This is a genomic window from Schlesneria sphaerica (assembly GCF_044336245.1).
Lineage (GTDB): Bacteria > Planctomycetota > Planctomycetia > Planctomycetales > Planctomycetaceae > Schlesneria > Schlesneria sphaerica.
In genome coordinates this window covers 6773028-6797924 of the sequence record NZ_CP172346.1, presented here as the reverse complement: position 1 = coordinate 6797924, position 24897 = coordinate 6773028, and the positions used below count along the sequence as shown (strand labels likewise).

Below are 24897 nucleotides of genomic sequence, written 5' to 3'. Positions count from 1 at the left end.
TCCGTTTAATCAATCAAGAGAGGACCTCCGATGACCAAGCCGACACCAACGCAGTCCGATACCAAACAGACCCCGAAACAAAAACTCCAGCAGACCACCGAGCGTGAGCCCGATTCCGTTGAAGACGTTCCCGCCGTTGACCGGGGTGAGCGTATTGCGACAGGAAAGGGGATCGCACGGGGTGGCAAAGATTCGGGGTTCGTCCCCGGTGCCGATCCGCAACCTCCTGATGGGTCTAAGTAGATCTCTGCACATGAATTAAGGTATCTCTGAAGTCAGAGTGAGCGTGAGCAAGCAGGTGGCCGAGGAGCTGTTGATTAAACAGCTCCGCACGGCCCCGCTGATTTTCGAGGCCTGCGAGCAGCGCAACCCGCTACGTCAGGTGTGAACCCGAGCGAGGCGCTAGGACAATTGAGGAGATCTCACCACTTCCAAGTGTGACGTCTCACGCTGCTAATGCGGCGGCCCCTGACGTAAGGGGCCGACCGAGTTTCGCGCTCTCTGTTCCCGGAGAAAGTCGCTGCCTCGGATATTACACACCGAGATCTCTTGCACGCGGCCAATCTATCCGCCGAACTCCGAGGTTCCCCATCAGTCCCCATTGCCTGAGCGCTGCGACCAGGGATCATTTTCTGCGGACTTCCGATATTTTACAACGACCTACATCGGGTCCGGTTGACCTGCAGTTTTAACAGCCTGATGATCGTGACCTGCGGACGTAGAAAATGGTCTGCAAAGTGGCTATAGAGGTTAGCTCGGTCGACGAAACATGTGAGTCTGTTGCAGAGTGTGATTACGGGGTCGGGTCCTTGAGATCCGCGTCGGGCACTTGATTAACTGAAGGTCTCTATGAAAATCGAACGCATCGAAACGATTCCCGTCGAGATTCCCCTCAAAGAAGGGTTTTCAACGAAGACTGCTCACGGCGTGCACGCGGTTTCCAACTATGTCATCGTTCGCGTGCATACGGACCAGGGGTTAATCGGCTTGGGAGAGGCGACGGTAGCGCCACGCTGGACAGGTGAGACAAGTGCCACCTGTATCAGCGTGATCGAACAGCTTCTTGCGCCGGCAGTCGTCGGGCAGAATCCTCTCGATATTACGCGACTTCGGCATCGCATGGATCGCGTCGTCAAACTGAACCCCTTCACCAAAGCCGCGATCGAAATGGCACTCTGGGATATCGCCGGAAAAGCGGCGAATATGCCGATCTGCCAGCTCCTGGGGGGGCCCGTTCGCGAGAAGATGCGGATCAAGTTAGTGATCGGAGCTCTCGACATTCCGACGGCGGTTCAGCTTGCAGAACGCTTTCTGAATATGGGTGTCACCTGCCTGAAGGTAAAGACCGGCATCAACGCAGAAGATGATATCGCTCGGGTGCGGGCTGTGCGGGAAGTTGCTGGACCCAATATTCCCATTACGATTGATTCCAACTGCGGCTGGAACATCACGACCGCACGCCACACACTCCAGCGGATGGCTGACCTCAATATCCTGCTCGCGGAACAACCAATTCCGCCGAACGATCCTGCTGCGATGGGGGCGCTGCGTGCTTCGGTCCCAATGCAGATCATGGCGGATGAAAGCGTGTTTACGCTGACGGATGCCTGGAATGTCTGCGCGGCAGGCGGAGCTGATATTCTGAGCGTTTATCCTGGAAAGCATGGGGGGATTGCCGGGACCGTCGAGATCGTCAACGTCGCCAAGGCTGCCGGGATCTCTTGCGCCATTGGCAGTAACCTCGAACTGGGGATCGCAACGGCAGCAATGCTTCACTTGGCCGCCGCATTGCCGACGATCGAAAGCGAAACGTACCCCGCCGACCTTGTCGGTCCTATTTACCATCAGGCCGATCTCCTGACCGCACCGTTGGAGTTGGGTCCTCCCGCTGCGGTTTGTCCCATGGGTCCTGGCCTCGGCGTGACGCTGGATGAGAAACAACTCCAGAAGTGGCGCGTCGGTTGAAGGCGGATTTCTCGATGGGCGAACGGATATCGGCCAACGAATTAAGTCGCCAAATAGACGATGGGACTGGCAGGCGGTGCTCGCCGGTCCCACGATCTTCGACGGATTGGAAGTCTCGGCTTTAAGACATCGCAATTTTCAGCTAAGACCGAGCCTGCGCGCAAAACAAGCGCTCGACCGGGATGACGCTGTCACTAGCGCATGGCACTCAGACCGGATACGGGTCATTCTCGTATCCGCTCTGAATGCTGTCCGTCGCTGCCTCAGTTCAGTCCCAGCAACGGCAGGCTATCCCGGTCGATAAGTCGCTTGATCGCGGCCTCGTTCAGACGGGGCAGGGCAGTCCCCTCCAGCATCTTGTTGAGGTTGCGGAGGCCGTCAAGAGTCGCATTAACGGTAGTAAAAGGGTAATCGGTACCAAACAGCAACTTGTCCCACACCCCGTATTCCTGCACGAGCATCAGGCTGTGATAAAACTGGAATGGACGGTAGTGAAGCGCGGAAATATCCGCGTACAAGTGAGGATGCTTACGAATCACCGCAATACATTCTCCCTCGTAAGGGTGCCCCAGGTGAGCCAGAATCATGCGGACTTCAGGATACTTCGTGGCAACGGGATCGAGATGTCGCGGTAGGGTGCACTCGATCGGAGCCTGTGAGATAAACGTCGTACCGGTATGGAGCAGAACGGGGAGGCGGTGTTTCTCAGCGTATTTCCAGAGTGGATCGAGTCGTTCGTCCTGAGGCAGGAAGCCGGCATACATCGGCATCAGCTTGATCCCTCGCAGGCCAAGTTCCTGATGTCCAAAATGCATCTCCTTCTCCCAGCCTGGCTGGGTCGGATCAAGCGAAAGGAACCCAATCAACTGTTCAGGATGAGCCGCGACATAATCGTGAATATCCCGATCATCGACCCAGAGGCCTGACAATTGTGCCTTGCCTCCGAAAACAATGGATCTCACACCAGGCACAGACTGGCGCTGATAGTCTTCAAAGCGGACGGTCAAATCCATTTCGACCCCGGCTTTGGCACGTTTCGCCTGCTGGCGGAAATCATCCTGAAAGTGATCGGGATATCGCCAGAAGTGGCTATGGACGTCAATGAGTGGCATTGGCGAGTTCTCCGATTTCTTCTGGGGGTTCTACGGGGACGAACCTGAAATTTGCCCAGAGCAACCCCGCTACGATCAGCACACCAATATCAATATAAAAGATGGGGTCCCATTGGACGCGCCCCGTATAGCCGTGCTTTCCCAGCCAGTCCGCGATACTACCCACCAGGTACTGAGAACTCAGTCCTCCAAAAACTCCTGCAGAATTCATTAGTCCAAACAGTGCTCCCACATGTCTACCGCTGATGCCGATTGCACAGGACCACCAGAGAGGTTGAGTCGACTGGGTCAGAAAACAGGAAAGTGAACAACAGATCGTAGCGAGCCAGGGCTCGCGACTCATTAAAGCGACGCTCAGAAAGATGGCGGCCGCGAAAAATGCAGTCCGCGCAAAGACTCGCTGACGGTCCTGGCGACCGGATCCCAGGAAACGATCGAGAATGATACCGCCGAAGAATGTTCCCACCGCCGAAGAAGCAAGGACCGTCGAAGCCATCCAGCCAGCCTGAATTTGATCGACGCCCCGACCTTTGACCAGATAGGTCGGGAACCACGAAAAATAGATGTAACTGTTAAACGTTCCGAAAACCATTATCAGACTTAAGAACCAGATGCTTGGATTTTTTGCGACGAGTTCCCAGGGGATTGCAGTATGTACATTTTGAGAGGTCGCTCTTCTGCCAATCAGTTCGACTTCTGCTGCGTTTACTCCCCAATGCTTTGCCGGATCATCACGAAACCATAACCAGAAGCCCACCGCCCAGACGACCCCGACTGCCCCGAACAGGACGAACGTCCATCTCCAACCAAACTGACTGATGAGAATTGCTGCTAGAAAAGGAGCTAACGCTCCACCAATTTGCGATGCCGCTAACAGAAATCCTTGTGCCCGCCCCCGTTCCTCGTCGGGAAACCAGCGCGACATGACCCGGGCGACGTTGGGAAAGGCTCCCGCTTCTCCGGCCCCAAATAAGAACCGTACAACCACCATCATCCACAGGTGAGTGCAGGCCCCCGTGAGCGCCGTGAACGCAGACCACCACAACGAGATCCGGGTCAACACACGACGCCCCCCCAGTACGTCGCCCCATCGTCCGGTCGGAACCTCGAACAGCCCATAGGCCAAAGTGAAGGCCATCAGGATAAAGCTCGTTTCCGTGTTCGAAAGCTTCAGGTCCTGCTGAATTGAGGGGAGTGCCTGCGAAATGCAGATGCGATCGAGATACAGCACACCTGACAACAGACACAGCACGGCTAAAACGACAAATCTCGTACCTGTCGCAGGGGCCGAGTCCATAACTTCGGGAACCGTTGTTTCCGTGACAACATCCGACATGAGCTGAACCTTGAAAGAGTGGCCGAGCAGATGGGAAGCCGCTTGGAAAAAGAGATGATTCGTCGCTGGCATAAACAAGATCGTTATTGTTACCTTAAGCACTCCATGCATCAAGGAACACAACTGCGATTCTGACCTGCGGAACGCGCAACTTCGGATCGCCGTAACCTCGTTCACTACTCCTCCATGCAGATTTTGTGAGCCCGAAACATGCTGATTGGCTACGTGAGTGACGAACGCTATGTAGCGCTCGCTGACGTTGTGTTAGAATTCGTCAACGAAGAGGGTTCGTCTTGGGAAACCCGTTCCAGAGCCACCGGTTCGGTGCATCTGGCTATTCCGGCGGGCAAGTATACGGTCACACTGCAGAAGCCAGGATACGGTGCGAAGCGCAGCCAGGTGAGCGTTCCACTTGCAGTCCCGCACCAGTTCCGCCTGCTGAGCGATGGATTGAGCGGGTATGCATGGCCAAAGTGGGTGAGAAGCGGCGAATCCAGCGAGTTTCGAGTCCACTCCGTCGAACCCTATCAGCTCGAACTCTGGCGATACGGCTGGAAGCCTGAACTCGTCAAGAGTCTCGGCTGGCACGATGAACATGGGCCCCGTGCCACAATGCAGGTCACGCCGGATGGTGACTACACACAGACAGGAGTCAAATGGAACAGTGTAGGCTATACAAATGAAGCTCACAAACAGTATGTCGAGGCGCCGGAATTATCCGGGCTCTACTATTTTCGTGCGCAGACAGCTTCCGGACTAAAGTTCTCGTTTCCCTGGATTGTGGCGCCTCGTACTCCAGTCGCCCCCCTGGCTGTCCTTGGAAGCAATATTACCTGGAACTCCTATAACAGTTTCGGTGGCCGCAGCAATTATATTAGTGCCGATAAGCTCCCCCCCACACCGACGGTCAATTCGCGTTACGATCTGGTTCGTTACTGCGATCCGCGGTTCCTCACATGGAACTGGCCATCCTATGCGCCGCTGTCGTTTGACCGGCCCGAACCGTTCAACCACATCGACTTCGATACTCAGATCACCGACCCCATTCATGGCCGGCAGGCGTGCCACCTTGCCCCAGCCGAATGGCGATTGCTGGGCTGGCTGGAACGGCAAGGGCTGGCCTATGACTTTTACGGCGAAACTCAGCTCGATGACGAAACCCTCGATCTGCAGGCTTATCGAGCACTCATCACAGCCGTTCATCCAGAGTACTGGACACGAAAGATGTATGACCGTGTCAAGAAATGGGTCTTCGAAGAAGGTGGACGTTTAATCTATCTCGGCGGCAACGGACTGAACTGCGAAGTGACTCTACAGGGGTCAGCCATGGTCGTACATAATGGCGAGATTACAGGACTCGATGTTGACGGTGTGGGCGGTGAAAGCCGGCTCGCTCTTCGACATGAATCCGAGGCAAGTCTTCTCGGAGTTGTCTTCACGCCCACCGGGATCATGACGGGAGCCCCCTACGAGGTCGTCGATAATAATCACTGGGCGTTTGATGACACCGGTTTGAATAATGGTGACTTGTTCGGCACCAGGTCACTGCATATGCGCTGCCCCGGCGGAGCCTCCGGGCACGAGACAGATAAGATTTCGGCGAGTTCTCCGCCCGATTCCAGGTTGCTGGCCAAAGGACTTAACCCCGATGACGGAGGGGCCGAAATGGTCCATTTCGAGACTTCCAAGGGTGGAAGTGTCTTCTCGGTAGGGTCAATTTCGTGGGTCAGCAGCCTTCCCGTCGATGAACATGTCGCGCAGATTACGGAAAATGTCATCCGGCGATTCATTGAAGAATGAAAGCAGCTACACCGAATCCCCGGAATCAATAGCTGCCCAAGACGCTCAGAATCTGATGAATAGCTCCGTTAACGTGGGGTGACTGAAGGGTATGCACGGCATCCATGTCTCACTAACGCACTTCCGACCAGACTGACAGCAGGCCCAAGTCGAGGCCGCTCTTGTTCATTGTTTCATGAGATCAACATGCAGCTTGTCCAGTTCGTTCTCCCCAGTAACGGTCGACGCGTCGGGTACATTCGTGATGGGGGTGTCATCGACCTGACGTCCGTCGCTGCCGACTGTCGGACTGTGTATGACCTGATCCAACGGGCGATAACCCAGAATCTCCGTCTGGGCGACGTTGTGCAAAAACTCACGACGGGAAATCAGCCCGACACTTATGCCTATGCAAATCTACTGAAAGCGATTCCCGGTGGTCCTGATCCGTACCTGATTGCGCCGATTGACCACCCCGAACCAGCTCGCCTGCTGATCAGTGGAACAGGGCTATCTCACTTGGGAAGTGTTCAGTCACGAGACCAGATGCATGGTGGTGCGGCCACAACCGAACCTCAGACCGACTCAGCCCGAATGTTCGCCATGGGACTGCAGGGAGGTCGCCCGCAAGGGGATCAACGAGGGGTTGCACCTGAGTGGTTCTACAAGGGGAACGGGTACAATTTGCTTGGCCCCCTGGCAGAACTCGATCTTCCGGCTTATGCACTGGATGGGGGAGAAGAGCCCGAGATCGTCGGCTGTTACATCATGGACCCTGCAGGGCAGCCACGTCGAATCGGATTCGCTCTCGGCAATGAATGGTCGGATCACGCCACGGAAAAGATCAACTACCTGTATCTCGCTCCTTCCAAACTCCGCGTTTGCGCCATCGGCCCGTCCATTCAGGTCACTGAAGACTTTTCTGACATCCGACTGCGCTGCTCGGTAACTCGAGAGGGTCTGCAAATCTACGACAGCGGAGAATTGCTGTCTGGTGAAGAGCACATGTGCCATTCACTCCAGAACATCGAGGATCATCACTTTAAGTACGCGCAGCACCGGCATCCTGGCGACATTCATCTTCACTTTTTCGGAACCAGTAAACTGAGTTTCGGTACCCGTACGTGGAAGTATGAAGCGGGTGACCGCATCGAGATCTCAGCGCCCGGATTCTCTGAACCGCTCGTCAATACGGTGACTGTGGGGAATGAGCTGGAAGGCATGCCGATCCGGGTCATGCCGATCTGATTCCGACAAATTATTTTTATTCCCGCCGCCTCACCATCGTCACCTGGAGACGGACGGTGAAGCGGACGCGACTCTCGGCAGGTGTCGGAAAGACTTATGTCGACGGCACGGTGAGAGAGTGCTTCATCGCTGGCTCTCATATTGATCCTTCGAAACCTGCGACAATCGCTCAGAATTCAACGTCACGCCGAGGCCGGGGTCTGCCGAAGCGCGTGCGAAACCCGGTTCGCCCAACTGGGACGTTTCACAAGCATGTTCTATGTGGAAGACAGGACCGATGATGTCTGCCGCGTAGCGTTCGACACAGATATTCGGAATCGCCATACACGCATGAATCATCGCCGCCGAACCGACATCCCATTCCAGATTACTGCCGATCGCACAGTGTACTCCAGCCGCTTCCGCTAATGCGGCGATCGCCAATGTATTGAGTAGTCCGCCGTTCTTTCCCGGGTAAACGCTGATAATGTCAGCCGCCCCCTTCTGAATACAGGCGATGGCATCCTGAATCGTGAAAACGGACTCATCAGCCATAACAGGGAGACGAACGTGCTGGCGAACGCGAGCCAGTCCATCAAGATCGAGCCGATGGACGGGTTGCTCGATAAAGACCACTCCATATTCTTCCAGCAGAGGCGCCGCGCGAATCGCCTCGTTCACGCTCCAGCCTCCATTCGCATCGACTGTCAGTCGAATCTTTGGACCAACCGCCTCCCGCACCTGACGCACCCGTTCGAGGTCATACTCCAGTGGATCGTGGCCCACTTTGAGCTTTAATGTCCCGAACCCTTCTGAAACCATTCGCTTGCCGACAAGAGCGGACTCTTCCGGTCCCACCGGCATAATGGGGAAGCGCAGTGGTAGATCAGCACTGCGAACGGCCCCACCCAGGAGTTGGTAGACGGGCGTATTCAGCGACTTTCCAAGGAGATCAAATAGTGCCATTTCGATCCCTGCCTTGGCGAAGGGATTGGCGAATGTTTTGGATAGCCTGTCCATGCAGTGGCGAATTCGTCGTGGATCTTCACCAATCAACTTGGGGATGAGATGCTGTTCCAGCAGGGCTTTCGCCCCCAGGCACGTTTCGCCGCTCCAGTCGGGTGATCCCGTGGCTTCACCGATTCCCATAAGTCCGGTGTCAGTCTCCACAAACAACATCAGGATATGAGAGGTAAATCGAAATCCCTTTGTGTTCTGTACCTGCCCAACTCGACGGTCAACGCCGATCCGCACAGGCTGCGTTCTGATGTTGGCGATCTTCAATTCGGACCTTTCACACTGTTGCCTGGCTATCAAACTCAACCATCGCTTTTGCAAGGGCGTCGACCGTAGCATCCAACCAGCGCCGACCCAATTCTGACGTTCCCCGATCAGGGCTATCGGTGAAACCGTCGATCGCCTGCCAGCTTCCATGGTGTTCTGCACGATAAGGACGGACGGAGCCTCGGGGATCCGTTGAGCCCGTGTGGTCTCGATGCGGACGTGGTTCGTGAATCAGATCGGGCCGTAACGCCATCATGACGGACGTCTCGAATTTGCCCGCGTGCCCCGGTAAGCGACAGTCATTATGTGCGTTCAACTCGACCAGCGCGTCCCACGCGATCGTCCAGTACGAGGCCGCGGCGATGCTCACGGGATAATTGAGAGCCAGATCCCGCGCCACCAGTTGCACAAGTTCGTGATTGCCACCATGACCATTCAGGACGAAAATCTTCCGGTACCCGCAGACGATCAGTGATTCGGCTAATTCATAGACTATCCGGTAATATGTCTGGGTGGTCAGCGACATTGTCCCGCCGAAAGGAAGGTGATGGTGAGACGACCCAAACGGAAGTGTCGGGGCGATATGGACAGAGATCTCGGAAGAGGCTTTCTCGGCCGCTTGGCGGGTCAGAAATTCGATGGTGAACGTATCTGTACCAACGGGAAGATGGGGTCCGTGCTGCTCGATTGCCCCGACGGGCCAGACCACGAGCGTCTTCTCGGCGGCCGTCCGGGATTCCGTTCGAGTGAGTTCCTCAAGCAGTCTGCATTCAGTCATCGCTTTTCCCTGGATGAGCTATCCATATTTCACAAACCATCGCCACCAGCCGCCGTCGACAGCAATCAGAGAGTCACATGTCTGTCCTTCACGGACGAAGAAGCCCTTTGCGAGAAAGCGCACTCGGTCACCACATTTGCATCTACCGCAGAATTGTTCTTTTCTCGATTCAGATCAACTCCCGAATCGGGTGTCCCTCCCCGAGGATGGGAATCGGACGTCCTGCCATGTCCGGGAATGAGACCTGCGGATCAATCCCCAGGTGACGGTAGATGGTGGCCATCAGATCGAATGGCGTCAGCGGGCATTCTGTGGGAAACTCGGCCTTCGAGTTGGTCGCTCCGACCACCTTACCCATCTGCAGCCCACCCCCGGAAATAAGGGCGCTGTAGGCGTCCGGCCAGTGATCCCGTCCCGTGCCGAGCGAGTTTGTTGCGATACGCGGTGTTCGCCCAAACTCACCCACAACGACGACCATGATCTTGCGATCCACACCCCGCTGAAAGATATCCTCAATCAAAGCGGACAGAGCCTGATCGAGATAGGGTAACCGGGTGCGCATATACCCTGCGAAGTGCCCTGGGCGTCCAGCGTTTCCGCTGTGATCGTCCCAGTTCGTGTAGTCAGGACCCGTTTGCGGCGTATCGATATAGAGATTCACGACCGCAGTGCCCGCTTCAGCCAGACGACGGGCGAGCAGGCAGCCTTGTCCCCACAGATTTCGGCCGTATCTGTCTCTCAGCACTGGGTCTTCCCGCTGGATGTCGAAGGCGTCGGCCACTTCCGGCGCCGTCAGCATTTGGAAAGCCAGATTTCGGAACTGATCAGTTCCCTCAAGACTTCCGCTTTGATCCAGATTACCCCGCAAACGATCGAGATGCCGCAACAGGTTCTTGCGGTCTTCCAATCCCTGTCCTTCTAATCCCGCCGCGAGCTTCAAATGAGGTGGTGCAAAGTTCGGTATCGATGGATCGCCGACCTCGAAGGGACCATGATGAACGCCCAGGTAAGTTGGGCGCGTCATGTATGGCTTCATCGGAAGCGTCACGTAGGGGGGCAGAGAATTATGAGTCATTCCCCGAACTTTACTGGCGATCGATCCAAAATCCGGATGCTCGCTCTTCGACTGCGATGTCGGATCGAGTCGGCTGGGTCGCTTCCCCGTCAGAACAATGATCCCGCCGTCGCTATGAATTCCGATGTCATGATGCAGCGAGCGAATGAGAGAAAACTTGTCCGCGATCTTCGCCTGAAGAGGGAAGTGCTCACAGATGTCAATGCCCGGGACGTTAGTGGGGATGGACCCGAACAGACTGCGATATGTCGAGGGAGCCTCGGGTTTGAGATCGTACGTTTCAAGCTGTGACGGACCGCCATGCAGATACAGCATGATGACCGAAGTCTGTTCAGACGACCGCCCTGTCGCAGCGCGGGCCGCGAGAACATCCGACAATGACAGGCCACCGAGAGCTAACGCACCGACTTGCAGGAACTCCCTGCGGCGATGTGGGCCACAGCATTGATTCAGCATCGGGATCACTCCTCTCTCCAACTCATTGGCCTGACACGAAATCCGGCATGGTCAGGAATCGCGTAATCACGTTGGACGTAATCCGTGAAATTGCATCGTCGACAAGCAGACAAGGAACATAAGTGATCGACCCGGCCGAGAAGACCGCCCCTCCGCTCTGTGTTTCATAGCATACGATTTCGGCACCCCCGTCGTCGCAGTTGATCCCCTTCGCCAGCAATACCGTCCCCGGTGGGGAATGTGGCCCCCTCTTGTCGGTCTCATGGCCGGACGCACCACCAGGAATTCGTTCCTGCAGACTTTTCTCACCGAACAGATCTCCATTCTTCAGTCCTGTTCCGGCGAAAACCCAATGGTCGTCCCGCACCACTCGATAAGGAGCTGCCGTCATAATTCCTGTATCGGTGCAAACAACTCCGAGCAGGTTCGCCTCTGACTCTACTGTACGATGCATCCTGCTATCCAGATAAATCTCCGGATTCGCAGGGTCGGGCATTCCCAGAGCTCCCCCGGTACTGGGGGCGAGATAGGTCTTGAACCGAAGCCGGTCTTCTCCCAGAAACTCGACCTCACAGTTCAGGCCATTACCGCCCAGATAAATGAGCTTTCCACCCCGATTCCAGACCCAGTCCTTGACCTTTTGGTACATCTGCTTTGACCAGTATTCCGGATGAACGCTGATCATCAGGATTTTGTACGAGTCCAGATCGAGATCTCCATTGTGGAGTTGCCATTCTGAATAGCAGTCGTATTCGAATCCTTCCCGCTCCATCCATCCCAGCAGACGCCACTCTGCGGGTGCCATCCCGCAAGTCAGGCGTCCTTTGATCGGGTCTGTCACTTCTTCGTGTTCGCGAACAACATTCCCGATTTCAGGCCGCTCGAAGGAAAGAGGAAGATACTCGTGGTCCTGATAGCCCCAAACGTTGAACGAGCCTGCATGCGTGTAACGGATCAGGTCCTGCCGCGCGTTGACGACTGGCGCGTCCGGGAGCTGATGAGCGTTGATGTAATTGCTGCGGCCACCAAAGTTATTATAGGCAAGCCAGGTATTGGTCGATGCCAGAATGGCAATCGGGGCCGACGGTTTAGCTGGCGCGACGACCCACGGAAACGAGAAGAACTCACCCGTGCGTTCCCCTTTGGCGTGCAGGTAGTAGAGCCCTGACTTTTCCGGTCCAACCACAAACTGAGTGTGATGAGCGTTATTTCCATAGCCAACACGGTTCCACCCGACGCCGGTCTGGGTGAAATCCCCATCGGGCAGAATCTGCATGACCGCGCGAGGGCCATGTTCATCGAACCAGCCGAGGAGTTTGACGAATTCTCGCTTCCAACCGTACCGCCACAGGCTCAGCCGGTAAGGCTCGGTAGCATGCACGCGGAACTCCGATCGCCCCCCCGTCTGGACTGATCGAGGCCAGACATAACCCAGGATCCCGTCTGATAACAGGCGAAAGTGATGTTGGCGGCGGGAATCAACGGTCATGCGAGAATGCTTTGAGCCGTAACCCTCTTTGACGAGAGTAACGACGTATTCACCTGGCTCTAGATTCGCTACGACCGCTCCTCGGGGAGTCGATCGAACAATCGCCCGTGTTTGCCCTCCCGACTGAAACTCCAGCAGTACGTCGGCAAGTGCTACGTATCGTTCATCACTGACATAGCCAATCAGCACACCAGGGCCCTCAGTTCAGACTTTGCTGTTCCTATCGAGAACGGTAAGAAATCGTTACGCCAGCTTTGTTGCTGATGGTCCTATTTTGATCACAAATTCGAATTAAGTCGCAAGAGTTCCTCCGCTGCTCCCTTAATTGCCGCTTGGTCAGATTCTTTCGTCGGAGACAGAAACGGCGTGATGGGTCCTGTTTGACTGACACCACAAAGTGACACGGCGTCATGGAGTACCCGCACGGGGTTGATCGAATCTCGCAGTGATTCCAAAGGAACAAACTGCTGACGAATCCGCTCAGCAGTCTCGTCATCCCGTGCCTGAAGGGCTCGCAGCATATTCGTTGAAAGCCGCGGAGCGATGCAGACACACCCCGACGTGAAGCCAGCGAGGTGGAAATGCCGCAAATGCACGGCAGCCGGTTGCTCGCCCATCCCACTGACGATCAATGTGGGACCGATCGCATCGATCAATCCACTCAGAAAAGGATCGTTCAGAGTGTCTTTGCGAACGATGGCATACTTGATCCAGGAAATCAGACCGTCTTTAAACATCTGCACGACCGTCCCGACGTCGACCATTTCCTCGTGTTTGAGATACAGAACTGCCGGACGTTCAATCCGATCAACGAATCGCTTCATGCCGCTGGCAATTCCCGCGGGTGTCGTCCCGTCGCGACTTGGCAACAGCATCACAGTGGGAAAGGAAAACTCTCTCAGAATGGCAGCCTGATCCATCATCATGCCGAAGGTGGGACCAACTGACGGTATGACGGTGGTGTCTGATCCCGCCGATTCGGTCAGCATCTTCAGTAGCGAAGGATATTCCCGCAGGGAGACATGCGCTAGAGCGGCGTTTCCGCCATACAGCAATGTTCTCACGCCACCCGATTCCAGATGACGGATCTGCCTGACATTTTCCGCGACATTCAGTTCCAGATTCGAGTCACGAGCTAACGGAGGAACAGCAATCACTGAGTTCGCCAATGAGGCAGGGGTCATTCGTCGCGTGTCCATTGTCGAGCGTTTCCAACGTAATGAAGTGTATAAATGAGTTTCGACCGGGTCTCATCACGACCGAAGGCCGGACAACCTGGCAGTGCAACAAACAAACGTCGTGGCGATTAGCAATTCCAGTTTCCAACCGGACGACGTAACACTGAGACTCTATTCTTCGCTGCGGGGACGACTATTTCCTGATCAGCTTCCAGACATCGGGCTGCATGTTGTTCCCGGCAATCATCCAGAGGTTTCCGTCATGCACCACCAGACTGGCGGCGTGACGAGGATTCCAGGGCGTATCAGGAAGCTCGGTCCAGTCGGTCCCATCCTTCGAAAACCAGACATCTTTACGATTTCCGCCGTTTTCGTGATATCCCTCCATCACCCAGAGTCGATCGTCCCAGACAGCGACATCATGGTACTGACGAGGGTGCCACGCAGCCTTGGAGGTGTGCAGTTTCCAGTGAACCCCGTCCTCAGAACTCCAGACATCGTTGTAGTACTTGCGTTGAGGCGTAGTGGGAGTGTCGTAAGTCCCTCCGCCGAGGATCCAGATCCGGCCATTCATCACGGCCGATCCACCGATCATCCCTCGAACGGACCAGCAGGGTTCTTCAGGTTCAATTTTCTCCCAGTTCACACCGTCCGTCGTGGTCCAGGCGTCACGGTAGAATTTTTCTTCTCCACCACCAAACGCAGGCATCGTCTGACCACCGATGACCCAGATCTTGTCCTTGTGCACCACGGTGTAGTGCAGAGCCCTCGGCCCCCAGGGAACATCCTTTCCTTTATTGACGTAGTCCCACGTCTTTCCGTCCTGCGAGGACCAGACATCGTTCTGGTAGTGGCGCTGATTGCAATCGCCACCGACGATCCACATCCGATCTTTGTAGACAACATATCCAGCGGTGTGACGCCCCTCCCAGTCGCTGGTCGGATCGAATGATTTGTCTTTGAAGGTGTTGGGTTTGACGAGGGTCCAGTCGGCACCGTCTTCTGAGGACCAGACCTCGTTATTGCAGATCAAGGGAAAGAACGGGCGGTCGGCGACGATCGGATTCCATCCACCTAAGAGCCACAGTTTCCCCTTGTAACTCAGAATTCCCGCTCCGTCCCTCGCCACCCACGGCGCCTTCATCGTAATTAACTGCCACTCATATTTCGGATCGCTTGACGGTTCCGCGGCCTCGACCAGTCCCATTGAGCCAAACACGACTCCCAGAAGTAAGAGTCGACGACAAGCTTCTCGCATCATGCAGTCCTTCTTTGTCAGTGTTCCCGGATGCGCGTACCATGGTCCCAAATCGTTCTTTCGCTTCGGGTGCGATCAAACACCGTCGGCTTATAACCCATCCTGGATGATTGATTCGAGCCGCCGATTCACCTGTCCCCACAGTTTTGCGGTGATTGGAAGTACCCGCCTTTATCAACTCCTGCCAAGTCATTAATGGGTAGATCCCTTCATGCGTATTCGGGCAGGAACTGTTTCCAGTTTTCATAAATGATATTGTGAATGACTTCATCAGAGACACGAGGAAACTTCGTTCTCTCGACGACATCGTTGACTTTCCATTGTCCCGCGATGACCTGAGGGAATGTCGCGGACGGAAAGTCCGATCCAATGATCAGTTTATGCTCGACCCCGTATTCAATCGCCGTCATGAAGGCCTGGTAGTGACGGAGCGGTCGGTAGTGTAATGCTGACACATTCGCATAGAGATTGGGGTGCTTCCGAATCAGGACAACACACTCGGTTTCCCAAGGGTGCCCCATGTGGGCAATCACGATTCGCAAATCCGGGCAGGCAATGGCAATATCTTCCAGCTGCACAGGGTTGGCATACTTGAGCGGACCGGGGCGAACGAACGACGTCCCCTGATGAATATTGACAGGAATGCCAAGCGATTCCGCTTTACGGAAGAGCGGCAGGTGACGGGGGTCTTGCGGGTCCCAGTTCTGATAGATCGGCGACACCTTCAGACCACGGAAACCAAGCTGGTTCACGTAGTAGTCCAGTTGGCTAACACACTCAGGGTCATTGGGATCGACGGAACACCAGCCGATGAAACGATCCGAATGCTCGCGGACGAATTTCGCGATCAATTCCTGGTCGGCATGAATGCCACAAAAAGGGGCGACGATCCCAAAGACGATCACCTTATCGGCGGAACGTGTGGCCTCCAGTAATTGCTCGGGTCGGGAATCGAACGTGTTTTTATAACTGACATCGTCGCCTGCATAGTAAACATCGGATGAGAGCTTCATCTTTGCCCGTTTAGCTTCCCAGGCGAATTCGACAAATTCCTCAGAGTAATGATCCGGGTACCACATCAAATTCGTATGTGTATCAAACAGCACGTTGCACTCCGGCAGGTATCAGAGATGGTCGAGCAGAGGTCAGTGATCGGCACAAGCTCCCAACGGTTTGAGCAGAGGATTACGCTCTCGTACCTGAACTGGTTTCAACGGTCTCGGACGAGGAAACACCAATGACGGCAATTTAAGGAACGCGCGTGTCACGAATTTGATCGACATTCGAAGTCTGGACAGCACAATGCGAGTCGATCCTGTGGATTCTTCATTCTTTCTTCGTCATAGGAACTGCGGGACCGACATACTTGCGATCGATACCACACCCCACCGTTCCACTACCGTAGTAGCCGATGGAAATTCGTCCCACATGCGTCAGCAGGTCATAGGCATCCCAGCGATTCCAGCCGTAATCCACTTCCATCCAGAGAATCAGCCTCGCGTAGGCTTCGGCGATCGCCCGTTCTGGCGAGTTCTGAGTGGCAACCGTCATGAGAAAATCGGGGTTCGAGATTCGGATTCCTGTGAGCGGTGAGCCACGAAGCAGATCGACCTGAATTGTCGACCACGCTGCCATCTCAAGACCGGTTGCAGAAAGCTCACCATGCCCCATCGCGGCGTGCGCATCTCCCAGATACAGGTAGCCACCCGGCACAGAAACAGGAAGAAACAACGTGCTTCCTGGACAGACCTCCACCAGATCCATGTTCCCCCCGTGGGGTCCGGCGGGGCCAGTGGTGGGTACGCCCCAGTCAGGCGCTGTTCCGATGCATCCGAGCATCGGCTGGTAGGGAATCTGAATTCGTTCTTTCCAATGGATGAACCCATCGCGAATCGGACTGACGTGAGCTCCATGAGGGACCTCCGCCCCCAACCATTCGACCAGTTGTTTCGGGGCCCCCGTATAGGTCGCACACTGACCGTCCCGAGGTTCGATCGACTTGATCGTGACGGCCAGATAGTCCCCTTTCTCGGCCCCATCAACGACAATCGGACCCGCGACGGGGTTGCTGTAAGGGACGACAGACTTGTCCCGACGATCCCCCGCAGAACGAATTTGACCAGAGAGAGCGTCTTCCGATTCGACACAAAGAGTCTCACCCGGCTTAACGCGACATCGCGGTTGGCAGTGCCGGCTGAATTCATAGACGAGAGGTTGCGCTGGTACCCGTTGCATACACATCCCGCATCAACTGCCACCCCGATATGGGGGGATAGGTTGGTGATGATGCAGGAGCCACGCACCCGCATTTTTTGGATACGGTATACAATCCATCCAGACTGCTGTCAAACGGCCCAAACGTATTGAGCGACCCAAGCGGCTGGCCACTTCCGGGAGACGGATCCCGCCTGACGAAACTGGAAGGGGATCTCTCTCTGCCCAACCCGCTGCTATAATCCTTACGGCTTAACGATTGAGAATCATGGAAGATTCTTTAATGTTATCGGCATCCTTTACTCAGACGAATCGACGGAATAACAGATTGCCTGCGAGCGCACCGCTTCTGGCAGTCCGTCATTTTTTGTGCCAGGACTTAACACTCCCCCCGATATGCGTTCCATTCTCCCTGATGACCCTGGCCAAGTTTCATATGTCCTCCTAGAGAGGATGTCCGGCGATGACGCCCGGATTGCAACCAATTGTCGATTGTGTACAACCCACTTCCTCGATATCGTAGATTTCAAACGGGTATGCCCCGGGAAAGATAAACCACATGAGTCGGCCCGTGATTTCCGTTCTGGATCAGATTGCTTCTCGATTGCGCGCGGACGTTCGCAAAGGGGTCTTCGTTCCAGGTGACGCTCTGCGTGAAGAGCACCTTGCCAGTCGCTTTGGCGTCAGCCGCAGCCCGATTCGTCAGGTGCTGCAGCAGTTGACGTTCGAAGGGTTGCTTCACGCCCGACCGAATTGTGGCACCGTCGTTGCGGAACCGCCAACCCGCGAAGTTGCGGAGGTGCTTTACGAATGTCGGGCCAAACTGGAATGCATTGCCCTGCGGCAATGTTTCCATCTGCTGGACGACGCTGACTTCAAGCAGTGGCGCGATATCCTTGAAGAAATGTATGAGTGCTGCGACAGGGAAGATCACAGCGGCGCATTCCACCAGGATTCGCTATTTCACCGGGTCATCATCGATAAGGCATCCCCGGCTGGATCACTGGGGGTCTACTTTGCGATTGCAGGTGCAACAAGTGAGTACCTGACGGTCGACCGGAATCGCCCGTTCCATGCGGATTTCCGGGAACTCTATGGAATGCACGCAGCGCTCTATGCCATGTTTCAACTCGGCGATCTCGAGGTTGCCTGCGAAGCGTTATCACAGCACATATTGAAACAGGAATTTGTCGCCGCCTCATGTCGTTGCTGGACCGAAGCGGGGAAGCCACGTGAAATTGACGGAGTCTATGACAAGCTGGCACAACCTTTGCGGCGGGCCGTAAAAAAGAAGAAGGAAGCAGACAAGTAGCACCTGGTTAACAGTGCGCTTCAATAACCAAGACCCCTACTGAGACGACTACTCGTGGTGGTCAGCAACAAAATGGCGGAATGGAGAATACCCGGAAGTCACATTGAGGGTCAGGCGTTTTCAAGGGCAGAGGTGCTAACCAACGAGGCGGTCGATGCTTCATTTGTTCACGAATCCCACGCACAATTCCGGGCAAGTGACACGACGTCAATTGCTGAAAATGAGTGCGCTCTCGACCGGTATCGCGGGCGGATTAGGCCATCTCCCTCAAGCCAAAGCAGAGACACATTCTTCCCGCGGCCGTGCGAAAGGATGCATCTATCTCTTTCTCTGTGGTGGGCCCTCACAGCCGGATCTCTGGGACCTTAAGCCCTTAGCTCCCAGCGGCGTCCGATCAGAGTTTGATTCGATTGCGACGAGTGTACCGGGATTGCACTTTGGGGAACTCATCCCACAGGTCGCACGTCATGCCGACAAGTTGGCAGTGATCAGGTCGATGACACATACAGACAACGATCACGTCGGAGCGATCGTTCACTCGCTGCTGGGTCAACTCCCTGCTGGCCCCGGGCAGTTCTATATCGACCGAAAAGATCACCCCGGCCTCGGAGCCATCGTTCAAAGTCAGCGACCTCAAAATAGTCCCCTTCCGCCCTGGATCGTCTTACCCAGATACTTCACCACGGGATCCCCGGCATACAAAGGCCAGTCTGCGGGCTTCCTCGGTTCCCCCTACGATCCGCTCGTTTTCAATAAGGAAACGAAAGCTTCTCTCTCCGATTCCCCCCTCACTTTAGGAGATTTGGAGCTTTCAGCCGGTATCACACGTGAACGTCTGATGGCACGTCATGACCTGTCCCGTTCCCTCGGTCAGAAGTTGACCGCCGGGAATACGGCGCGTGCGGGCGAGATGTTCGAACAGGCTTTCGGCATGCTGGTTACTCCTGCTGTTCGCCGGGCCCTGCAGCTCGACGACGAATCGACACAGACCCGAGAGCGTTACGGCAGAAACGAATACGGACAAAGCCTGCTGATGGCGCGACGTCTGATCGAAGCAGGGGTCCAGTTCGTCAACGTCTTCTGGACGTTCTTTGATTCCAAAGGCTGTCAGTTTAACCTGTGGGACAACCATGGTGTCGCCAACGACGTGTGTGGAATTGACGGTCAACTGACGGGACGGCAACAACTGACGCACCAGTACTGCACTCCCTCCTTTGATCGATCATTTTCGGCCCTGATTGAAGACCTGTCTGATCGGGGACTTCTGGACGAGACACTCGTAGCGGTGGCAGGAGAATTCGGCAGAACGCCCAAGATCAACGCTACGGCCGGACGCGATCACTGGGCACACTGTTACACACAGCTTCTTGCAGGAGGGGGCGTTCGTGGTGGGAGTATCTGGGGTGAGAGCGACGCACAAGGGGCTTATGTCGCACGCGATCCCGTCAGCCCGGACGACTTCGCCGCCACCATCCTGCACGCCTTTGGCATCGATGCGGAGTCGCTGATTAAAGACAACCTGGGCAGACCTTTACCGGTCACAACGGGGCGTCCTGTCACAGCGTTGTTCTGAATCGCCCTCATTCTGTTGTTAGCGGAAGCAAGGCTTTACGGCAGCTTAATCTGGAATCAGCGTCATGCAATGGATGATCCGGCTACTTTCCGTCAACGCCTTTGTCGCAGTCGCCTCTGTCGCGGGCGCACAGGAAGTGGACTATCTGAAAGAGATTCAACCCATCCTGAAACAGCGGTGCTGGTCCTGTCACGGTGCATTACAGCAGCAGGTACAACTTCGTCTCGATACCAGGCAAAGTATGGTCAAAGGAGGAGACACCGGTCCCGCGATTGTTCCTGGACATCCCGAACAGAGCTTGCTGATAGAGCGAATCTCGTCCCCTGATCCCGCGATGCGGATGCCCACCGAAGGGGCCCCTTTATCGGCCGCTCAAATTGACTTGATCCGGAGATGGATCGAGCAGGGTGCCACGGCTCCCGCTGACGAACTCCCCGAGCCGGATCCACGAGAACACTGGGCGTTTAAAGCCCCCGTCCGACCGAAGATTCCTGCGGTTGATTTGCCTGGTACGCCCCAGCATCCCATTGATGCGTTTATCCTGGCTGAACTTGGTCGCCATGGACTCAAGCCGGGTCCTCAAGCCGACAAGTCCACTCTTCTACGACGTGTCTACCTGGACTTGATCGGCGTTCCGCCAACCCCCGAAGAACTGCGTCAGTTCCTGGCAGATGATTCTCTCGTCGCGTATGAAGTGGTGGTCGACCGGTTACTTCAAGACAGCCGCTATGGTGAGCGTTGGGGCCGTCACTGGCTGGATATCTGGAGATACAGCGACTGGTACGGACGGCGATACGTCCCCGACGTCTGGAACAGCGCACCACAGGTCTGGCGCTGGCGCGACTGGGTCGTTCGTTCCCTGAACTCCGATCGTGGCTATGACTACATGGTTCAGTCGATGATCGCCGGTGATGAAATTAACCCGGAAGAGAATGACTCCGCAGTCGCAACCGGCTATCTGATTCGCAACTGGTACGCCCTTAATCACAACGACTGGATGCGGAGCACCGTCGAGCACACAGGGAAGGCATTCCTGGGACTCACGTTTAACTGTGCTCATTGTCATGACCATAAGTATGACCCCATCGAGCACGATGACTACTTTCGATTGCGGGCCTTCTTTGAACCGATCTCGATCAGGCAGGATCGCGTTGCAGGAGAGGTCGACCCCGGTCCCTTCCAGGAATACAGCTATGGTGTGCTGAGAAAAATTCAGCGAAACGGAGCGGTTCGGGTGTTCGATAAAAATCCCGAAGCTCAAACCTGGTTCTACACTGGCGGTGACGAGCGGAACCGCGTGACGACGCGCGGTTCGATTACCGCAGGGGTTCCCAAGTTCCTCAGCACGTCGGAGATCAAGATCGAACCGACGACTCTTCAACCCCAGTCTTTCTATCCTGCATTACGAGACGACATCCAGCAGACACTGATTTCGGATGCGACAGCGGCGATCGCAGCAGCCGAAAAAGACCTGGAAGCAGTGAGACAGATGGGAACTGATCCGTCCCCTGAGAGCCTTCAAGAGCTGAAGGCGGCCGAAGCGGCGCTCGCCGCAGCAGAACAGGAAGCCCGGACTTCAGGTCAGCCCGGCGCTCTGACGGGCGATCAGTCCCTGGTGATGGACGCTTCAGGTGGTCGTCGTACGCTTCACAATGGCATAACGACCCTGACGACTCTTCCGACCGGGTCAACCATCGAATTCCAGTTGCTGATCCTCAAAGACGCCCATTTCAACTTTCAACTGGCCAAGGATGTGGCCAAGGGACTGACAGCCGGAATGGTCGCCTTTGAAAAAGGACGAATCCTTTCCTATCAGCCGGGGTCGGTCACCGAATTCGAAGTGGGACGGTACGATTGGGGAAGTGGACAACAACGTTTTGAGGTGTCGATTCAATTGGATCTGCCGGCAGACCGATGCGAACTGACTGTCGTCTCTCTCAGTGATCGCACCCGCCTGGCGAACAGTGTCCCCATTGCTTTAAGCGGCTGGAATCCCATCGGCGACAAAACAAAAGCAATCACGTTTGACGCGCGGACGGGAAGTGTCGTCATTGTTGATGCTCTGAGAATTCTTCCTCCGATAGAAGTCGCTTCGGCAATTCATGACAGGCCGGATCCGCTGCTTGCCTTTGAATTCGAAGCCCCTGTTTACGCGAACGGCGGAGACGTCCTGGCGATTGAAGGGTGGATGGACTCTCAGTATAGCGCCGCGCCGGCATTCTCGATGGTCTCGCGCGACTCTGCCTCTCCCGCGTTGTTCAAGGCAGGCCAGACTGTCGAACTGGCCCGTCGCAAGTTGCAACTCCCCAAAACACGTCTCGAAGCCGTCGAATCCCGATTGAGGGCAGCAAAAGCACAACTGGCCAGCATCGAAGCCAGACTGTCTGCAGAAAAGGTGAAACACGGGCTAATCAAGGTTGATGATTCCAATGAGCCCATCATTCGCGCCAGTCGGCTTGAACGGGAGGCGGCCGTCGCACAGAGCCAGGCCGACATCCTCGCACAGGAGCGGGCGATGGGAGAAGCAGAATTGAAACCGGCAACAGATGCAAACCGCGATAAGGAAATCGGTGCCGCTAAAGCGGCTCTCGCGACAGCCAGGACCGCCCTCGCCAAAGCGGAAAGCGCCCTCGCTGACTCGAGTTTATCAGACAAATATACCGCTCTCGGTCCGACCTATCCTCAAACGAGTACCGGTCGGCGTAAGGCGTTGGCCCAGTGGCTCACCTCACGGGATAACCCGCTGACCGCGCGCGTGGCCGTGAATCACATGTGGGGTCGACATTTCCACGTACCGCTCGTGTCTTCGGTCTATGACTTTGGCCGAAACGGCAAGTTACCGACACATCCGGAACTGCTCGACTGGCTGGCCGTCGAGTTCATGGATTCGGGGTGGAGTATGCGGCGGCTGCACCGGTTGATGGTCACGAGTGAGACTTATCGCCGATCCTCATCCGCGAAAAGTGGTGGCGACAACGCCCAACTCGATCCTGACAACCAGTACTACTGGCGCATGAATACAGGACGGATGGAAGCCGAGGTGGTTCGTGACAGCCTGCTGTCGACCGCGGACAAACTTGATTGGCAGATGGGAGGCCAGTCGATCGAGAACACGGAATCACTCAAAACCTACCGACGCAGTCTGTACTACACCTTTCATCCTGAAGATGGTGGGAAAAGTCCACTGGGGGAACTCTTCGATGCTCCCGACCCGCTCGATTGCTACAGGCGAACAGAAACCATCATTCCGCAGCAGGCACTCGCTTTAACGAATAGCGACCTCGTGCATGCAATGAGCAGCGCGATTATCCAGAAATGGCCACCGTTGAATGCCGAGCAGGGGACCGTTGACGTGGATTCGTTCATTGTCAATTCCTTCGAACGGATCCTGTCTCGCCGTCCGACCGACGTCGAAAGACAAATCTGTGCCGAATCGATTGAACGGCAAAAGAACTTACTCATTCAGGAGAATGTATCGGAACCACTGCTGAAGGCTTGTGAGAGCTTCATTCGCGCATTGTTTAACCACAATGACTTCGTCACTATTCGATAGGCTGCCAAATGCTTCCCGTCGATGACAAATCCTTTATAAGGGACTTCCCCGCCAGCCCGCCGATTCCTGGCGTAGGGCAGCGGGGGAGTTCGCGTGCGTTGAGGAACGACGGCGACAGGACGATGTCTCGTCGAGGTGCCATGAAATGCGGTCTTGCATTCATGACGACTGCTGCGGCCACGAGTATCAATACCCGGCGAGTCAGTGCCAGTGATCCACCAGGTACACGCGGCATCGGTGATGTTGAGACACCCACCTTCTATCGACGCGATATTGGCACTTCGCCGGGCCGAATGCACGAACCTACAGCGGGACAGGATGGGAACATCTGGACGAGTCCGCTTGACGGAAGCCTGTGGCAATACCACACCCGTTCGGGCAAGACCACGATCCATGATCTGCACCAATTGACGGGTGAAGAGTGGTCTGGTCGTCATTTATGGCCAATCGCTTATAAAAACAAAGTCTATCTCTGCACACCTGGTCTTTCCCATCTGACAGTCTGGGACCGGGAAACGAATCAGGTTTCACGGCATCCCATTCCCTATGAAAATCCTGCTGTCTATGGCGGATTCGTCGATCGGCGGAGTTCTCGCATTTATTTTTATGACACGAAGCACGCCAGCGTTCTCGAATGGGAGCCCGATTCTGAAACAGGACAATCGTTTCCCTGCCCTTACAAGCTTTCCGGCACGCTCTATATGACGTTTGAAGAGTTCGAGCGCCGAGAAATCTGGGGCAGTACCTACACAGGAAACGACATCGTTCGGTTTGATCTCGATTCCCGCACCTGGACGGGTCACTTTCAGTCCCCGGAACCGGAGGCAACCCCGAGTGCCGGTAGTAAAGTCTTCGGCGAAACTCTGTACTGTAGTGATCATCTGAAGGGTCGAATCCTTCCCCTCAACGTCACCACGGGTGAATGGGGTTCCCCCATCAAGGTCCCCGGGTTTGGCAAGTGGTATGGGTACCTCAGCGGAGGATGGTACTTCCGCGGCAGGCTCTACATCTGCCATTCCACCTGGACGGGGGGAAATGGATCGCTGGATGGTGAACCTCATCACTTTATTGGTACCTGGACTGTCTTTGATCCCATGACACAAGGGTTTTCTCGATTGGAAATCCCGACTCTGCCCAGTGAAGAGCGCAAGTACCTGATGTCGGACTACTGTGCCATTTTTGAAGACGAGCTTTTTATCCTCGCTGTGAACAAGTTTGATCCTCAAACGGTCATCGTCCTTCAAACTCGACCGATCTAAGATCACGGACTTCATTCCACTGACTGATGCGGAACGACAGGAATCTGAG

Annotated in this window: 18 protein-coding genes; 8 read left to right on the top strand and 10 right to left on the bottom strand. The window is 55.4% G+C overall.

Annotated elements, in window-relative coordinates; genetic code table 11:
- Nucleotides 1-30: 30 nt before the first annotated feature.
- On the top strand, nucleotides 31-243 hold the full coding sequence (locus ACGY09_RS24405; RefSeq protein ID WP_397569799.1) for a hypothetical protein: 213 nt from the start codon (nucleotides 31-33) through the stop codon (nucleotides 241-243).
- A 606-nt stretch (nucleotides 244-849) separates the two neighbouring features.
- Nucleotides 850-1965, top strand: a complete 1116-nt coding sequence (locus ACGY09_RS24400) for a mandelate racemase/muconate lactonizing enzyme family protein (protein WP_397569798.1) — start codon at nucleotides 850-852, stop codon at nucleotides 1963-1965.
- A gap of 263 nt (nucleotides 1966-2228) precedes the next feature.
- Here ACGY09_RS24400 and ACGY09_RS24395 read toward each other — a convergent pair whose 3' ends face one another.
- Nucleotides 2229-3077 (bottom strand): amidohydrolase family protein, encoded by an 849-nt coding sequence (locus ACGY09_RS24395; RefSeq protein WP_397569797.1) that lies wholly within the window; start codon nucleotides 3075-3077, stop codon nucleotides 2229-2231.
- Nucleotides 3064-4413, bottom strand: a complete 1350-nt coding sequence (locus tag ACGY09_RS24390; protein ID WP_397569796.1) for an MFS transporter — start codon at nucleotides 4411-4413, stop codon at nucleotides 3064-3066. The genes ACGY09_RS24395 and ACGY09_RS24390 overlap by 14 nt, the downstream gene beginning before the upstream one ends.
- A 210-nt stretch (nucleotides 4414-4623) precedes the next feature.
- Between ACGY09_RS24390 and ACGY09_RS24385 the strand changes: the two genes are divergently transcribed.
- Both ACGY09_RS24385 and araD1 read left to right on the top strand, forming a co-directional pair.
- Complete coding sequence (locus ACGY09_RS24385; RefSeq protein ID WP_397569795.1) at nucleotides 4624-6213, top strand: N,N-dimethylformamidase beta subunit family domain-containing protein; 1590 nt, start codon at nucleotides 4624-4626, stop codon at nucleotides 6211-6213.
- Nucleotides 6214-6399: 186 nt separating this feature from the next.
- Nucleotides 6400-7440, top strand: coding sequence for an AraD1 family protein (gene araD1, locus ACGY09_RS24380; RefSeq protein WP_397569794.1), 1041 nt, complete (start codon nucleotides 6400-6402; stop codon nucleotides 7438-7440).
- Nucleotides 7441-7563: 123 nt separating this feature from the next.
- Here the strand turns inward: araD1 and ACGY09_RS24375 are convergent, their stop codons facing one another.
- The 8 genes from ACGY09_RS24375 to ACGY09_RS24340 form a co-directional block, all read right to left on the bottom strand.
- Entirely contained in the window at nucleotides 7564-8703 is a 1140-nt protein-coding gene (locus tag ACGY09_RS24375; RefSeq protein ID WP_397569793.1) for a mandelate racemase/muconate lactonizing enzyme family protein, read from the bottom strand.
- Nucleotides 8704-8713: 10 nt separating this feature from the next.
- Nucleotides 8714-9481, bottom strand: coding sequence for a creatininase family protein (locus ACGY09_RS24370; RefSeq protein ID WP_397569792.1), 768 nt, complete (start codon nucleotides 9479-9481; stop codon nucleotides 8714-8716).
- A gap of 169 nt (nucleotides 9482-9650) precedes the next feature.
- Complete coding sequence (locus tag ACGY09_RS24365; protein ID WP_397569791.1) at nucleotides 9651-11012, bottom strand: DUF1501 domain-containing protein; 1362 nt, start codon at nucleotides 11010-11012, stop codon at nucleotides 9651-9653.
- A gap of 22 nt (nucleotides 11013-11034) precedes the next feature.
- Nucleotides 11035-12690: a N,N-dimethylformamidase beta subunit family domain-containing protein gene (locus tag ACGY09_RS24360; RefSeq protein ID WP_397569790.1), complete on the bottom strand. Its 1656-nt coding sequence runs from the start codon at nucleotides 12688-12690 to the stop codon at nucleotides 11035-11037.
- 89 nt (nucleotides 12691-12779) lie between these two features.
- Entirely contained in the window at nucleotides 12780-13700 is a 921-nt protein-coding gene (locus ACGY09_RS24355) for a dihydrodipicolinate synthase family protein (protein ID WP_397569789.1), read from the bottom strand.
- A gap of 172 nt (nucleotides 13701-13872) precedes the next feature.
- Nucleotides 13873-14940 carry a hypothetical protein gene (locus ACGY09_RS24350; protein ID WP_397569788.1) on the bottom strand — a complete coding sequence of 356 codons (1068 nt, stop codon included), beginning with the start codon at nucleotides 14938-14940 and terminating at the stop codon, nucleotides 13873-13875.
- 206 nt (nucleotides 14941-15146) lie between these two features.
- Nucleotides 15147-16043, bottom strand: a complete 897-nt coding sequence (locus ACGY09_RS24345; RefSeq protein ID WP_397569787.1) for an amidohydrolase family protein — start codon at nucleotides 16041-16043, stop codon at nucleotides 15147-15149.
- A 220-nt stretch (nucleotides 16044-16263) separates the two neighbouring features.
- Nucleotides 16264-17172, bottom strand: coding sequence for an acetamidase/formamidase family protein (locus ACGY09_RS24340; protein WP_397569786.1), 909 nt, complete (start codon nucleotides 17170-17172; stop codon nucleotides 16264-16266).
- Nucleotides 17173-17710: 538 nt separating this feature from the next.
- Here ACGY09_RS24340 and ACGY09_RS24335 point away from each other — a divergent pair.
- The 4 genes from ACGY09_RS24335 to ACGY09_RS24320 all read left to right on the top strand — a co-directional run bounded on the left by ACGY09_RS24335 (nucleotide 17711) and on the right by ACGY09_RS24320 (nucleotide 24848).
- Nucleotides 17711-18463, top strand: a complete 753-nt coding sequence (locus ACGY09_RS24335) for a GntR family transcriptional regulator (RefSeq protein WP_397569785.1) — start codon at nucleotides 17711-17713, stop codon at nucleotides 18461-18463.
- Between the two features lie 154 nt (nucleotides 18464-18617).
- Nucleotides 18618-20036: a DUF1501 domain-containing protein gene (locus ACGY09_RS24330; protein WP_397569784.1), complete on the top strand. Its 1419-nt coding sequence runs from the start codon at nucleotides 18618-18620 to the stop codon at nucleotides 20034-20036.
- 64 nt (nucleotides 20037-20100) lie between these two features.
- Nucleotides 20101-23589 (top strand): PSD1 and planctomycete cytochrome C domain-containing protein, encoded by a 3489-nt coding sequence (locus ACGY09_RS24325; RefSeq protein WP_397569783.1) that lies wholly within the window; start codon nucleotides 20101-20103, stop codon nucleotides 23587-23589.
- 140 nt (nucleotides 23590-23729) lie between these two features.
- Entirely contained in the window at nucleotides 23730-24848 is a 1119-nt protein-coding gene (locus ACGY09_RS24320) for a hypothetical protein (protein WP_397569782.1), read from the top strand.
- Nucleotides 24849-24897 lie beyond the last annotated feature (49 nt).

What these genes read in the sequence shown, in the direction of transcription:
- ACGY09_RS24405 (WP_397569799.1), top strand. Translation starts at nt 31, where the DNA reads ATGACCAAGCCGACACCAACGCAGTCCGATACCAAACAGACCCCGAAA.
- ACGY09_RS24400 (WP_397569798.1), top strand. Translation starts at nt 850, where the DNA reads ATGAAAATCGAACGCATCGAAACGATTCCCGTCGAGATTCCCCTCAAA.
- ACGY09_RS24395 (WP_397569797.1), bottom strand. Translation starts at nt 3,077, where the DNA reads ATGCCACTCATTGACGTCCATAGCCACTTCTGGCGATATCCCGATCAC.
- ACGY09_RS24390 (WP_397569796.1), bottom strand. Translation starts at nt 4,413, where the DNA reads ATGTCGGATGTTGTCACGGAAACAACGGTTCCCGAAGTTATGGACTCG.
- ACGY09_RS24385 (WP_397569795.1), top strand. Translation starts at nt 4,624, where the DNA reads ATGCTGATTGGCTACGTGAGTGACGAACGCTATGTAGCGCTCGCTGAC.
- araD1 (WP_397569794.1), top strand. Translation starts at nt 6,400, where the DNA reads ATGCAGCTTGTCCAGTTCGTTCTCCCCAGTAACGGTCGACGCGTCGGG.
- ACGY09_RS24370 (WP_397569792.1), bottom strand. Translation starts at nt 9,481, where the DNA reads ATGACTGAATGCAGACTGCTTGAGGAACTCACTCGAACGGAATCCCGG.
- ACGY09_RS24365 (WP_397569791.1), bottom strand. Translation starts at nt 11,012, where the DNA reads ATGCTGAATCAATGCTGTGGCCCACATCGCCGCAGGGAGTTCCTGCAA.
- ACGY09_RS24355 (WP_397569789.1), bottom strand. Translation starts at nt 13,700, where the DNA reads ATGGACACGCGACGAATGACCCCTGCCTCATTGGCGAACTCAGTGATT.
- ACGY09_RS24350 (WP_397569788.1), bottom strand. Translation starts at nt 14,940, where the DNA reads ATGATGCGAGAAGCTTGTCGTCGACTCTTACTTCTGGGAGTCGTGTTT.
- ACGY09_RS24340 (WP_397569786.1), bottom strand. Translation starts at nt 17,172, where the DNA reads ATGCAACGGGTACCAGCGCAACCTCTCGTCTATGAATTCAGCCGGCAC.
- ACGY09_RS24335 (WP_397569785.1), top strand. Translation starts at nt 17,711, where the DNA reads ATGAGTCGGCCCGTGATTTCCGTTCTGGATCAGATTGCTTCTCGATTG.
- ACGY09_RS24330 (WP_397569784.1), top strand. Translation starts at nt 18,618, where the DNA reads ATGCTTCATTTGTTCACGAATCCCACGCACAATTCCGGGCAAGTGACA.
- ACGY09_RS24325 (WP_397569783.1), top strand. Translation starts at nt 20,101, where the DNA reads ATGCAATGGATGATCCGGCTACTTTCCGTCAACGCCTTTGTCGCAGTC.
- ACGY09_RS24320 (WP_397569782.1), top strand. Translation starts at nt 23,730, where the DNA reads ATGAAATGCGGTCTTGCATTCATGACGACTGCTGCGGCCACGAGTATC.